The 12,066-nt window shown below is 69.8% G+C and carries 13 protein-coding genes; 5 read left to right on the top strand and 8 right to left on the bottom strand.

The window, feature by feature from the left end:
• Window positions 1–7 precede the first annotated feature (7 nt).
• Window positions 8–436: a winged helix-turn-helix transcriptional regulator gene (locus tag ACFOWZ_RS31170; protein ID WP_382377488.1), complete on the bottom strand. Its 429-nt coding sequence runs from the start codon at window positions 434–436 to the stop codon at window positions 8–10.
• A 79-nt stretch (window positions 437–515) separates the two neighbouring features.
• On the opposite strand from ACFOWZ_RS31170, the gene ACFOWZ_RS31165 reads away from it, so the two are divergent.
• Window positions 516–1,172: an SDR family oxidoreductase gene (locus ACFOWZ_RS31165; RefSeq protein ID WP_382377487.1), complete on the top strand. Its 657-nt coding sequence runs from the start codon at window positions 516–518 to the stop codon at window positions 1,170–1,172.
• Between the two features lie 5 nt (window positions 1,173–1,177).
• On the opposite strand, the gene ACFOWZ_RS31160 is transcribed toward ACFOWZ_RS31165, so the two are convergent.
• The 5 genes from ACFOWZ_RS31160 to ACFOWZ_RS31140 all read right to left on the bottom strand — a co-directional run bounded on the left by ACFOWZ_RS31160 (window position 1,178) and on the right by ACFOWZ_RS31140 (window position 5,718).
• Window positions 1,178–1,336, bottom strand: a complete 159-nt coding sequence (locus ACFOWZ_RS31160) for a hypothetical protein (protein WP_382377486.1) — start codon at window positions 1,334–1,336, stop codon at window positions 1,178–1,180.
• A 248-nt stretch (window positions 1,337–1,584) separates the two neighbouring features.
• Window positions 1,585–2,181, bottom strand: a complete 597-nt coding sequence (locus ACFOWZ_RS31155) for a dihydrofolate reductase family protein (protein ID WP_382377485.1) — start codon at window positions 2,179–2,181, stop codon at window positions 1,585–1,587.
• Between the two features lie 82 nt (window positions 2,182–2,263).
• Complete coding sequence (locus ACFOWZ_RS31150) at window positions 2,264–3,289, bottom strand: hemolysin family protein (protein WP_382377484.1); 1,026 nt, start codon at window positions 3,287–3,289, stop codon at window positions 2,264–2,266.
• Window positions 3,286–4,596 (bottom strand): hemolysin family protein, encoded by a 1,311-nt coding sequence (locus tag ACFOWZ_RS31145; RefSeq protein WP_382377483.1) that lies wholly within the window; start codon window positions 4,594–4,596, stop codon window positions 3,286–3,288. Before ACFOWZ_RS31145 ends, ACFOWZ_RS31150 begins: the two co-directional genes overlap by 4 nt.
• Before the next feature lie 105 nt (window positions 4,597–4,701).
• On the bottom strand, window positions 4,702–5,718 hold the full coding sequence (locus ACFOWZ_RS31140; RefSeq protein WP_382377482.1) for a LacI family DNA-binding transcriptional regulator: 1,017 nt from the start codon (window positions 5,716–5,718) through the stop codon (window positions 4,702–4,704).
• Between the two features lie 122 nt (window positions 5,719–5,840).
• Between ACFOWZ_RS31140 and ACFOWZ_RS31135 the strand changes: the two genes are divergently transcribed.
• The 3 genes from ACFOWZ_RS31135 to ACFOWZ_RS31125 are packed head-to-tail and all read left to right on the top strand — an operon-like array spanning window position 5,841 to window position 8,783.
• A complete protein-coding gene (locus tag ACFOWZ_RS31135; RefSeq protein WP_382377481.1) occupies window positions 5,841–6,983 on the top strand; it encodes a Gfo/Idh/MocA family protein in 1,143 nt (380 codons plus the stop codon).
• A complete protein-coding gene (locus ACFOWZ_RS31130; RefSeq protein ID WP_382377480.1) occupies window positions 6,976–7,995 on the top strand; it encodes a dihydrodipicolinate synthase family protein in 1,020 nt (339 codons plus the stop codon). The genes ACFOWZ_RS31135 and ACFOWZ_RS31130 overlap by 8 nt, the downstream gene beginning before the upstream one ends.
• A complete protein-coding gene (locus ACFOWZ_RS31125; protein WP_382377479.1) occupies window positions 7,977–8,783 on the top strand; it encodes a sugar phosphate isomerase/epimerase family protein in 807 nt (268 codons plus the stop codon). The genes ACFOWZ_RS31130 and ACFOWZ_RS31125 overlap by 19 nt, the downstream gene beginning before the upstream one ends.
• A gap of 111 nt (window positions 8,784–8,894) precedes the next feature.
• Here the strand turns inward: ACFOWZ_RS31125 and ACFOWZ_RS31120 are convergent, their stop codons facing one another.
• Complete coding sequence (locus ACFOWZ_RS31120; protein ID WP_382377477.1) at window positions 8,895–9,929, bottom strand: serine hydrolase; 1,035 nt, start codon at window positions 9,927–9,929, stop codon at window positions 8,895–8,897.
• Window positions 9,930–9,977: 48 nt separating this feature from the next.
• Between ACFOWZ_RS31120 and ACFOWZ_RS31115 the strand changes: the two genes are divergently transcribed.
• Complete coding sequence (locus ACFOWZ_RS31115; protein ID WP_382377638.1) at window positions 9,978–10,661, top strand: SDR family oxidoreductase; 684 nt, start codon at window positions 9,978–9,980, stop codon at window positions 10,659–10,661.
• A gap of 3 nt (window positions 10,662–10,664) precedes the next feature.
• On the opposite strand, the gene ACFOWZ_RS31110 is transcribed toward ACFOWZ_RS31115, so the two are convergent.
• Window positions 10,665–12,038 (bottom strand): FAD-binding oxidoreductase, encoded by a 1,374-nt coding sequence (locus ACFOWZ_RS31110; protein WP_382377476.1) that lies wholly within the window; start codon window positions 12,036–12,038, stop codon window positions 10,665–10,667.
• Window positions 12,039–12,066 lie beyond the last annotated feature (28 nt).

Genomic DNA, 12,066 nt, shown 5'->3' with positions numbered 1-12,066 from the left:
GCACAACCTAGTGGGTGGGCTGAGATGCGCGGCTCAGCGACTCGATCGTCGCCTCCTCGCCGCACGCTGCGCACACCACGCGTGGCTCCAGCACGTGCCCGCACGAGTGCTCGTACACGAGCGGGAGGGGCCCCTCCGTCACGTACGCGTCGCCCCACTCCTTGAGCATCAACAGAACGTTGTTCAGCGCACGGCCCGCGTCCGTCAGGTGGTACTCGTGCCGCGGCGGGTGGTCGGAGTACTGGTGCTTCTCCAGCACGCCTGCCGCGACCAGCTTCTTCAGCCGTGTGGCGAGGACGTCGCGGGACGCGCCGGTGTGCGCCGCGATCTGGTCGAAGCGCGTGTTGCCGAAGAAGACCTCGCGCAACGCCAGCAGCGACCAGCGCTCGCCCACGACCTCCAGCGCGTTCGCCACGGAGCAGGTTCGAGGTGCCATGTGACCATCCTAGCAGTGGGTTGGCAAATCCAACTTACCCCGCTAACGTCAGTTTGGAAATCCAACCTAGGAGGTAGCAATGAGCTTCAACGGTGCGACGGTGCTGGTGACGGGGGCCAACCGCGGGCTCGGACGGGCGTTCGCGCTGGAGTTCGCGAGGCGCGGGGCGAAGGTCTACGCCGGTGCGCGCAACCCGGCGTCCGTGGTGGACGAGGGCGTCATCCCGGTCCAGCTGGACGTGACCGACGACGCGTCCGTCGCGGCCGCGGCCAAGGAGCTCGGCGACGTCTCGATCGTGGTCAACAACGCCGGCGTGCTCTTCGCGGGCGAGGACGTCGACAGCATCAAGGCGGAGCTCGAGGTCAACTTCTTCGGGATCGTCCGCACGACGGACGCGTTCGCACCCGTGCTGAAGGCCAACGGCGGCGGCGTGCTCGTCAACGTGCTGAGCGTCCTGTCGTTCATCGGCTACCCCGGCGCGCGCGGCTACGCGGCGTCCAAGGCGGCGGCCTGGTCGTTGACCAAGTCCACGCGGGAAGCCTTGCGGGAGCAGGGAACCAACGTCGTCGCCGTGCACGCCGGCTTCATCGACACGGACATGGCGGCCGCCCAGACCGGGCCCAAGATCTCGCCGGAGGACGTCGTTTCCCAGGTGCTGCAAGCGATCGAGAACGGTGACGAAGAGGTGCTCGCCGACGACCTGACTCGTTCGGTCAAGGCCTCACTGTCCTCCTGAGACGGTCAGCGCCGCAGCTCCCACACCACGTCCACGCCGACGCGCTTGCCGATCGCGGGCTGGCGCGACGGCGTGCGGCGCTCGATCTCGGTGAACCCGAGCCGCCGCGGCACACCGCTGCTCGCCACGTTGGCCTCGTCGTGCCAGATCTGGACCCTGCGCACACCGTCGAGCCCGAACGCGAACTCGACCAGCTCCCGCGTCGCGGCGTTGCGCCTCCACCACGCCGACGATCGCGCCGTCGACGGTGATGGCGTGGGGGAACGACGTCCCGCGTTCCCACCCCTGCGCGGCGGAGCGGAGGAACTCGGCGACGGTCTCCGCGTCGTAACCGTCGGTCACCCAGGGAGACCACGGCCTCAGGTGGCCGAGCGACTCCGTGACAGCACGCAGCAACTCCTCCGCGTCGGCTTCACTCAGCTTCCGGAGCTTCATACTTCACTTTGTAACGCAGGTGCGTGACCGAGGTGGACTCAATTACCGACACCGGTCCCTCCAGCGCGTACCCCTTGCCGGGCGCGAAGAACGGCGTGCCGCCGCCCAGGATCACCGGCACCAGGTCGAGGAAGATCTCGTCGACCAGCCCCGCGTCGATGGCCTGCCGCGCGATCTCGCCGGAGTTGAGGCCGACGCCCTTGTCACCCGCGTGCTTCTGGGCCACCGCAACGGCTTCTTCGATGCTGCCGTTGATGAACGTGAAGTGCTCGTTGTCCTCCAACGGCCGATGGGTGAGCACGACCGTGTGCACGCCCATCGGATGCTGGCCACCCCAGCCGTTGGTGTAGTCGTAGAGCTTTCGCCCCACCACCAGCGCGCCCGTCGCCTGGATCAGGCCGCTGAAGTACGCGGCGCTCGCCGGCGTCAGGTGCACGGTCATCGCGCCCGTCGGCACCGTGAACGCGACGTCGCCCGCCTCGTACCAGCGGAACAGCTTGTCGAAGCCGGAGTTGTCCGGCCCCGAGACGTAACCGTCGATCGAGGTGCTGGCGCCCGTGTAGACCTTGCCCATTTTGTGCCTCCGTGTGTGTCCGTCACCCCTGTGTCGATCGGGAGACACGGACTTTCGACAGGGCTTCAGACACACATACCGGCTACACCCAACGCACGTGGGTGCCGTCCCGCACCGTGCCCACGTACTCCTCCAACAGGTCCTCCAACGCCACCACGCCCAGCACGGTGCCGTCGGCCGAGACCGCGCGCGCCAGGTGCGACTGCGCCCGGCGCAACGCCGTCAGCGCCTCGTCGAGCCGGGCGTCCGCGGGCACCTCCGGCAACCCGCGCACCCGCGCCCGCGGCACCAGCGTCGACGCGCCCTCCAGGTCCAGCACGTCCTTGACGTGCAGGTACCCGACCAGGCCCACGTCGGACAGCACCGGGAAGCGCGAGAACCCGGTCGCCGCGACGGCCGCCTCGATCTCGCCCACGGTCGGCGACGCGGACACCGTCGTCAGCCGGTCCAGCGGCACCAGCACGTCCGCCACCGTGCGTTCGGCGGACGACAACGTCTGCCTGAGCCGCCGGTGCTCGGAGTCCTCCAGCAGGCCCTCCGAACGCGACTGGCCGATCAGCAGCGCCAGCTCGTCCGGGGTGTAGGCCGACTCCAGCTCCTCCACCGGCTCCACCCCGAACCGGCGCAGGATCCACCGGCCCGCGGCGGTGAACAGCGCCAGCACCGGCGAGATCATCCGCGAGAACCCGTAGTGCACCGGCACCAGCCACACCGCGGCCCGTTCCGGACCGGCGATGGCGAGGTTCTTCGGCACCATCTCGCCGAGGATCGTGTGCAACGCGACGACGATGACCAACGCCACCGCGAACGCCACACCGTGCACCACGGCCAACGGCAGCCCAACGGCGCCGAGGGGTCCCTCCAGCACGGAAGCCAGCGCGGGCTCGGCGATCGCACCCAGCCCCAACGAGCACAACGTGATGCCCAGCTGCGCGCCCGCGATCAGCAACGGCAGCTGCTGCGACGCCTTGATCGCGGTCCGGGCCCGCGAGGAACCCTTGTCCGCCAACGCCTCCAGCCTGTCCCGGCGCGCGGTGATCACCGCGAACTCGGCACCGACGAAGAAGGCGTTGCCCGCCAGCAACAACACGACGACGAGGAAGTTCACGACGCCGCCACCACCCGCAGCTCGGCCACGCGGTGCCGGTCCATCCGCATGACGGTCACCCGCCACCCGTCGACCCGGATCTCGTCACCGACGTCGGGAATCCGCCCCAGCCGTGCCAGCACCAGCCCCGCCAACGTCTCGTAGTCGCCCTCGGGCATGTGGAACCCGGTCGCCTCGGCCACCTCGTCGTCGCGCAGCAGGCCCGACACGAGCCAGCTGTCCTTGCCCAGCGACCGCACCGGCGGTGTCTCGCCGCGGTCGTGCTCGTCGCGCACGTCGCCGACGATCTCCTCGACGACGTCCTCCAGCGTCACCAGCCCGGCCGTGCCGCCGTACTCGTCGACGACCAGCGCCGCCTGCAACCCGGAGGCCCGCAGCCGGTCCAGCAGCGCGTCGCCCTCCAGCGTCTCCGGCACCGAGTGCACCGGGCGCGTCACGGCCGACAGCGGGGTCGACCCGCGCAACGCGGAAGGCACCGCGAACGCCTGCTTCACATGCACCATGCCGCGCACGTCGTCCAGCGACCCGTCGTGCACCGGGAACCGCGAGAACCCGGTCTCGCGCGCCTTCAGCACGAGGTCCGTCACCGTCGCGTCGGCCCGCAGCGCCTCCACCCGCACGCGCGGCGTCATCAGCTCGCCCGCCGTCCGGTCGCCGAAGCGCAGCGACCGGTCCAGCAGCGCCGCGGTGCCCTGGTCCAGCGTCCCGTGCTCGGCCGAGGTCCGGACCAGCGCGCCGAGCTCCTCCGGCGACCGCGCGGACGCCAACTCCTCGACCGGCTCGACCCCGAAACGCCGGACCAGCCAGTTCGCCGAGTTGTTCATCCAGTTGATCAACCAGCGGAAGACCGTGGAGAACGCCGCCTGGATGCTCACCACGCCCCGCGCGGTCTCCAGCGGCTTCGCGATCGCCAGGTTCTTGGGCACGAGCTCTCCGAACACCATCGACAACGCCGTGGCGATCGCCAGCGCCAGTGCCAGCGACAGGCCGACCGCGAAGGCGTGCGGCACGCCGGCCGCGGTCAGCCCCGGCTCGATCAGCGACGCGATCGCGGGTTCCGCGATGTAGCCGGTGATCAGCGTGGTCAGCGTGATGGCGAGCTGGGCGCCGGAGAGCTGGAACGACAACGTCCGGTGCGCCCGGTCGATGGTCCGCGCCTTCGCGTCACCGACCTCGGCGACGTGGCGTTCGACGGTGCTGCGTTCCAGCGCGGTCAGCGAGAACTCCGCCGCCACCGCGATGAAGGTGCCGGCCGTCAGCGCCACGACGGCGAGCAGACCGAGCACGCTCAGAAGGATTCCGGTCACCTGAGCGCTCCAGAGCTAGGGACCGGATTGGTATGCCAGCCGGGGCCAGACCCCATGGGGACGGCTCAACTCCTCATGACTAAGTACGTGAACAGCCAGACGAGTCTAATTGTGGGCAGTCGACGCCCTCAGCACCACCTCGCCCGCCACGCGGACGGTGCGGGCCTCGTCACCACCCGCGTCCAGCACCAGACCTGCGGCGATCTCGCCCATCTCCTCCAGCGGCAGCCGCACGGTCGACAGCGCCGGAACCGTGTCGCGCAGGGTCGGGATGTCGTCGAACCCGGCGATCGACATGTCCTCCGGCACCCGCACGCCCCGTTCGCGCAGCGCGGCCATCGCCCCCATCGCCATCACGTCGGTCACGGCGAACACGCAGGTGGCGCGCGATTTCGACGCCAGCAGCTCCAGTGCGGCCTCGTACCCGCCGTCACGTGTGAAGGCGCCGTTGATCACCAGCGGCGGCGCGACGCCGGCGTCGGCGAGCCCGGCCTTGAACCCCGCGAGCCGGTCCCGTGCCACGACCAGGTCGGCAGGACCACCCAGAACGGCGAACTTCTTGTGCCCGAGCGCGGCGAGCTCCCGCGCCAGCGCCCGGCCTCCCGCGCGGTTGCCGGGAACGACGGTGTCGGTGCCGAGCTTCGCCTGTGACACGCACGCGACACGCCCGCCCTGCTCGGTGAACGCGTCGATCTCCGCCGCCAGCCGCGACTGCGCCGCACGGTCCGTGGTGCGCGAACCGGCGAGCACGACCGCACGGGCCCGATGCGCACGGAGAGTGGAAAGCAGCTCCACCTCGCGCTCAGGCCTGCGGCCGGTCGTGCCCAGCACGACCACGAGCCCGGCCTCCTCTGCCACCCGCGTCACGCCCGCGGCGATGCACGAGAAGTACGGGTCGGTGATGTCGTGGACGACCAGTCCGACGAGCGAGCTGGAGTTGCGGGCCAGCGCCTGCGCGGAGGCGTTCGGCACGTAACCGAGCTCCTCGGCGGTGCGCAGGACGCGCTCGCTCAGCTCCTCGCTCACCTGCCGCGTGCTGCCGTTGAGCACGCGCGAGGCGGTCGCCAGCGACACACCTGCCTGCTTGGCCACCTCGGCAAGTGTCACCTGTCGGGCGGACACGACCACCTCCGTCAACGTGCATGTGAGCGCTGAGACTAACTCGCGCGGAGGTTGACGGCCGTCAAGTACCGCGATTAGCGTGGCGGGAAAGCGCTTTCCAGCGCTGCTACCAGGGAGGTGTGATGGCGGTTCGGACCATCGGAGTGGCGGTCAACGGCGTCACGGGGCGGATGGGTTACCGCCAGCACCTGGTCCGCTCCCTGCTGCCCTTGCGCGATGAGGGCGTACGGCTGCAGGACGGGACCGTGCTGAAGGTGGAACCGGTGCTCGTGGGGCGCAACGCCGACAAGCTCAAGGAGATCGCGGAACGGCACGACCTCGCGCGCTGGACCACGGACCTCGACGCGGCGCTGGCGGACCCCTCGGTGGAGATCTACTTCGACTCGCAGGTCACCTCGAAGCACGTCGAGTCGATCACCAAGGCGCTGGAGGCCGGCAAGCACGTCTACACGGAGAAGCCGGTCAGCGAGACCGTCGAGCAGGCGCTGCAGCTCGCGCGCCTGGCCGACGAGAAGGGTCTCCGGCACGGCGTGGTCGCGGACAAGCTCTACCTGCCGGGCATCCGCAAGCTCAAGCGGCTGATCGACGGCGGCTTCTTCGGCCGGATCCTGAGCGTGCGCGGCGAGTTCGGCTACTGGGTGTTCGAGGGCGACTGGCAGCCCGCGCAGCGCCCGAGCTGGAACTACCGCGCCGAGGACGGCGGCGGCATCGTCTCGGACATGTTCTGCCACTGGAGCTACCTGCTCCACGACCTCTTCGGCCGCGTCGAGGCGGTCACGGCGAAGGCCGTCACGCACATCCCCACGCGCTGGGACGAGCAGGACAACGCCTACGAGGCCACCGCGGACGACGCCGCGTACGGGATCTTCGAGATCGAGAACGGCGTCATCGCCCAGATCAACTCGTCCTGGTGCGTGCGCGTGCGCCGCGACGAGCTCGTCGAGTTCCAAGTGGACGGCACCGAGGGCAGCGCGGTCGCCGGGCTGCGGGAGTGCTTCGTGCAGCCTCGCGCCGTCACACCGAAGCCGGTCTGGAACCCGGACCTCCCGGTCACGCACCCGTTCCGCGACCAGTGGCAGCAGGTGCCGGACAACGAGGACTTCGACAACGGCTTCAAGGTGCAGTGGGCGGAGTTCCTGCGGCACGTCTACCAGGGCACGCCGTTCCCGCACGACTTCCGCGCGGGTGCACGGGGTGTCGCGCTGGCCGCTGCCGGTCTGCAGTCCTCTTCGGAGGGTCGTCGCGTGGAGATCGCCGATGTCTAGTCGCATCGTGTTCGCGGCGGCACACGTTGTTGCGAAGGATGAGCGCACGGTGGACTGGGACGCGACCCTGGCGTTCCGGCACCACCTCTGGTCGCACGGCCTCGGTGTCGCGGAGGCGATGGACACCGCGCAGCGCGGCATGGGCCTCGACTGGCCGGCCGCGGCCGAGCTGATCCGCCGCAGCGCCGCCGAGAAGACCGGACGGATCTGCGCGGGCGTCGCCACCGACCACCTCACGGGCGAAGCCGGCCTGGACGACGTGCTGCAGGCCTATCTGGAGCAGCTCGACGTCGTGCAGGAGGCGGGCGCGCAGCCCGTGCTGATGTGCTCACGTCAGCTCGCGGCCGCAGCTCGCGGGCCGGAGGACTACGAGAAGGTCTACGGCACGTTGCTCGACCGCGTCAGCGAACCGGTGATCCTGCACTGGCTCGGCACCGCGTTCGACCCGGCGCTGGAGGGCTACTGGGGTGCCGCGGAGGTCCCGCAGGCCACCCGGAACTTCCTGGAGATCATCGCGTCGCGGCCGGACAAGGTCGACGGCGTGAAGGTCTCGCTGCTCGACGCCGACCACGAGATCGGGCTGCGGCGCGCGCTGCCTGACGGCGTGAAGTGCTACACCGGCGACGACTTCAACTACCCGGACCTGATCGCGGGCGACTCGGAGGGCTACAGCCACGCGTTGCTCGGGATCTTCGACCCGATCGCGCCGGTGGCAGCGAAAGCCCTGCGGAAACTCGCCGAGGGTGACACCGCGGAGTTCCACCGGATCATGGCGCCGACGGTTCCGTTGTCGCGGCACCTGTTCAGCACGCCGACCTATTACTACAAGACCGGTGTGGTGTTCCTGGCGTGGCTCGCGGGACATCAGGAACGGTTCGCGTTGCTCGACGGTCTGGAATCCGCTCGCAGCGTCGAACACCTGGCCGAAGCGAAACGACTGGCGGAGATCGCCGGCGTGATCGAACCGGAGTTCGCGGAACGGCGGTGGCGGCAATGGCTCGCCTCTCGCTGAACCAGGCCACGATCAAACGGGCAACGGTCGTCGAAGCCGTCGAGGGTTGCGTGCGGCACGGCATCGAGTCCATCGGGCTGTGGCGCGAACCGGTCGCGGACCACGGTCTCGACCGCACGGCGAAACTCGTCGCGGACGCCGGTCTGCGCGTGTCGTCGCTGTGCCGCGGAGGGTTCGTTACGGCCGTCGACAACCGTGCAGCGCTCGACGACAACCGCCGCGCCATCGACGAGGCCGCCGCGCTGCGCACCGACACCCTCGTGATGGTCGTCGGGGGAGTGGCGGGCGACAAGGACCTCATCGGTGCACGTCAGCGCGTTGCGGACGCCATCGCCGAACTGGCGGTGTACGCGGCGGAAGCGGGCGTGACCCTGGCGCTGGAACCCATGCACCCGGTGTTCTGCGCCGATCGGGGCGTGCTCTCGACGTTGTCGCAGGCGCTGGACATCGCGGAACGGCACGAGTCGGTCGGTGTCGTCGTCGACGCGCTGCACGTGTGGTGGGACCCCGACCTCGACGCGCAGATCGTGCGCGCGGGACCGCACATCGCGTCGTACCAGGTGTGCGACTGGCTCACGCCGGTTCCGGCGGACGTGTTGCTGGGCCGCGGTTATCCGGGAGACGGCGACATCGACCTCGACCGTTTGACCAGGCAGGTCGCCGCGACGGGATATTCGAAAGACGTCGAAGTGGAGATCTTCAACGCCGACATCTGGGCGGCGGACTTCGACGAGGTGATCGAGGAGGTTTCACGCAGGTACCACGCCATTGTGGAACCAGCGCTGTAGAGAACGCGGGGAAGCCGGTCGTCGACGGCGGCGACGACCGACCCCGGCGTTGGTGCCTGTATATCCGAAAACCAGTGCTCTTTGGTCCAGATTTCAGATAAATCTCAGAAATCAGCCGCCGTTGACGGACCTGTAAACCTTTGCACGGTGTTTCGGCTTCGTGGTCGTGATCTTGATGACGGCGTCGAACATGGACCGGCCGAGCTCGGCGCGGGCCCCGACGGCCGGGTGCGTGGTGCTGAAGTCGGCGTCGTTCGTGGCCTTGTCACCGGCGAACGCGCCGGACGCGAACATCGAGTAGATCAGGATCGCGCGGTTGTCCTCGCTGAACATGATCCCGGCCTCGTTGCGGCCGTCCTCGAACCAGCCGGCCTTCGTGGCGACGCGCAGCCGCTCGTTGGTCGTCAGGTTCAGCCGCACGCCGTCGGTGAAGCTCGCCGTCGCACGCAGGATGTTCAGCAGGTACGCGGTGGACGCGGCGGACAGCAGCTGGCCGTCGACCAGCTTCTGCAGCAGCGTGTGCGTCTCGCGCGCGGTGGTGGTGCCGAGGAAGAACCGGTTCGGGTTCGTGACCGGGACGACCTGGGTGTGCACGAAGCCCTTGGACCGCAGGATCTCGTTGAGCTCCAGCGCCGGCACGACCAGGCCGCACAGGCGGACCGCGGTGTTGTCCGAGACGGTGAGCAGGTTCGCCAGCGCGTGGCCGACGGTGACCTCGCTCGGGTACGCGCCGTCGAGCGCGAAGATGCCGTCGGTGTCCTGGATGACGATGGCGGCCGACACCGTGACCGTCTGGTCGAGCTTGATCAGGCCGCGGTCCACCTTGTCCAGGACGGCGACCGCGACCGCGATCTTGTTCACGCTGTAGGCCTCGACGACCTTGTCCGCGTTCTCGTCGACGGCGGCCTTCGTCGTCCCGTCGAGGTCGGCGATGGTGATCAGCGACGACCACGTGCCCTTCGCCTTGCGGGTCTGCCGCCGGTAGATCTGCGCCACGCGCCTGCGCGAGCGGTCCGCGGTGGTCGGAGAGCGTTCGATCTCGACCTCCGCGTCTTCCTGTGCGTTTGCTGCACCGTTGGAGCCGAGCACGGCCGTCGCGGCTGCGACGGTACCCAGTCCGAACACGGACCTGCGGTTCAAAGTCATGCGCGGTATCAAAACAGGCGGCACTGACACTTCCCTGACTAGGGTTGGATCATGGAACCCGTCTTCGTCGTGACCGGCGCGTCCCGCGGCATCGGGGCGGCCACCGCCTCGCTGGCAGCCGACGCGGGCTACCGCGTGGTCAGGGCCTCGCGCTCGGCAGAAGAATCCGTCGGAGACCGCGGGTGGGACGCGAAATGTGACGTTTCCTCGTGGGACTCCGTGCAGGAGTTGATGTCCCGAGTGGAATCGCGGTGGGGTCGCATCGACGTGGTCTTCGCGAACGCAGGCGTTTCCCTCGACACGTCGTTCGTCTCCGAGGCGGGCGCGAAGCCGTCGGAGTGGACGGAGATGGTCGTCACCAACGTGTGCGGGCCCGCGTTCACCGCCCGCGCGGCCATGCCCGCGTTGATGCGGTCCGGCGGCCACCTGGTGCTGACCGGTTCCGCCGCCGGCCGCGGGGTGCGGCCGGGCAACCTCTACTCGGCGACCAAGTGGGCGATCACCGGGCTGGCGCAGGCGATCCGGGCCGAGGCGGTGGGCACCGGGGTGCGGGTCACCGTCGTTCAGCCCGGACTCGTCGACACGGAGGCGATCCCCGCGTCCAGGGCCGCCGATCCCAAGCTGGCGCCCGAGGACGTCGGGAGGGCGGTGCTCTACGCCGTCTCGCAACCGTCCACCGTGGACGTCAACGAGATCCTGATCCGGCCCACCGGTCAGGCCGCCCACCGCTGAGCGTCAGCTGCTGACCTTGGCCGGCGTGATGTTGTGCCACCGGTTGAACGTGTTGCCGGGGTCGTACTCGGCCTTGATCCCGGCGAGCCGGTCGTAGTTCTCCCTGCCGTAGCCCGCGACGACGCGGTCCGCGCCCTCGTCGCCGATGAAGTTGAGGTACACCGCGCCCGTGGACCACGGCGCGAGCACGTCGCGGAGGTGGTGCGCCCAGTCCCGCGCCCGCTGGTCGTCCGCGGGGTTCTCCCACAGTCCCAGCGGATGCGCGACCCAGGGCGTGTCGCGGTTGGCCATCGGCCAGTCGGCGGCGTTGCGGGCGACCGCGCCACCCCACGGGATCAGGCCGTGCTGCGAGGGCGACGGCGTGATCATCCGGTCCGCGGCCGCGCAGAACGCGTGCACCGCCTCGTCGGGCATGGACCGCAGGTACTCGGCGGACCAGTAGTTCCGGAAGCCGGGCGGATCGTCCAACATGGACTGGAAGTCCGCGTAGGGGATGTCGGTCACCACCAGCGCGTGCGGGTCGAGCTCCGCCATCGGCGCGATGAGGGCGGGCAGGTCCTCGGCGCCGCCCATGTACGTGACGAGAACACCGCAGCAGAGCTTGCCGACGAGTTCAGCGGGCACGAAGTCCTCCGGCGGCCCGGTCAGGTAGATCGCGCCGCCGCCGACCTCCTCGGGCGCGGTGGCCATGAAGTCGCGGTAGGCGAGGGTCGCTGCTTCGCCGTCCCGCGCGGGCCACAGCAGCAGCGCGAAGGAGAACTTCGGCAGCGGGTGCAGCCGGAACGTGAACGACGTCGCCACGCCGAAGTTGCCACCGCCGCCGTGCAACGCCCAGAACAGGTCGGGGTGCTCGGTCTCGCTCGCGGTCACGGTCGTGCCGTCGGCGAGCACCAGGTCGACGGCCAGCAGGTTGTCGCACGCCAGCCCGTACTTGCGTTCGAGCCAGCCGGATCCGCCGCCGAGCGTCAGCCCGCCAACGCCCGTGGTGGAGACCCTGCCGCCGGTCGTGGCCGCACCGGCGCGCTGGGCGGCGCGGTCGAACACGCCCCAGTCGGCCCCGCCGGCCACCACGGCGCTGCGCGCGTCGGGCGCGATCGAGACGGCGTTCATCCGGCGCAGGTCCAGCACCAGCCCGTCCTGCACGAGGCTCGCCCCCGCGACGCTGTGCCCGCCGCTGCGCACCGCCACCGGCATCCCGGTGCGACGGGCGAAAGCGAGCGCTTCCTGCACGTCGGAGGTGCCGTCGCACTGGGCGATGACCGCCGGTCTCGTCTCGATGGCGCTGTTGAACACGGCTCGCGCGTCCTCGTACGCGGGGTCGTCCGCGGTCAGCAGGGTTCCGGAGAAGGCGGCGCGCAGGCTTCCTAGGTCTGTCATGACGGGACCTCCCTGAGTGATTGGCGTC

It is taken from the genome of Lentzea rhizosphaerae (assembly GCF_042649515.1).
GTDB lineage: Bacteria > Actinomycetota > Actinomycetes > Mycobacteriales > Pseudonocardiaceae > Lentzea > Lentzea aerocolonigenes.
Note: the sequence above shows the minus strand (reverse complement) of the source record. Positions and strands in the feature narration are given on the sequence as shown.

Bases quoted from the DNA above. Each gene is read 5' to 3' on its own strand.
- ACFOWZ_RS31170 (WP_382377488.1), bottom strand. From the start codon at position 436: ATGGCACCTCGAACCTGCTCCGTGGCGAACGCGCTGGAGGTCGTGGGC.
- ACFOWZ_RS31165 (WP_382377487.1), top strand. From the start codon at position 516: ATGAGCTTCAACGGTGCGACGGTGCTGGTGACGGGGGCCAACCGCGGG.
- ACFOWZ_RS31155 (WP_382377485.1), bottom strand. From the start codon at position 2,181: ATGGGCAAGGTCTACACGGGCGCCAGCACCTCGATCGACGGTTACGTC.
- ACFOWZ_RS31135 (WP_382377481.1), top strand. From the start codon at position 5,841: ATGGCGGTTCGGACCATCGGAGTGGCGGTCAACGGCGTCACGGGGCGG.
- ACFOWZ_RS31130 (WP_382377480.1), top strand. From the start codon at position 6,976: ATGTCTAGTCGCATCGTGTTCGCGGCGGCACACGTTGTTGCGAAGGAT.
- ACFOWZ_RS31125 (WP_382377479.1), top strand. From the start codon at position 7,977: ATGGCTCGCCTCTCGCTGAACCAGGCCACGATCAAACGGGCAACGGTC.
- ACFOWZ_RS31120 (WP_382377477.1), bottom strand. From the start codon at position 9,929: ATGACTTTGAACCGCAGGTCCGTGTTCGGACTGGGTACCGTCGCAGCC.
- ACFOWZ_RS31110 (WP_382377476.1), bottom strand. From the start codon at position 12,038: ATGACAGACCTAGGAAGCCTGCGCGCCGCCTTCTCCGGAACCCTGCTG.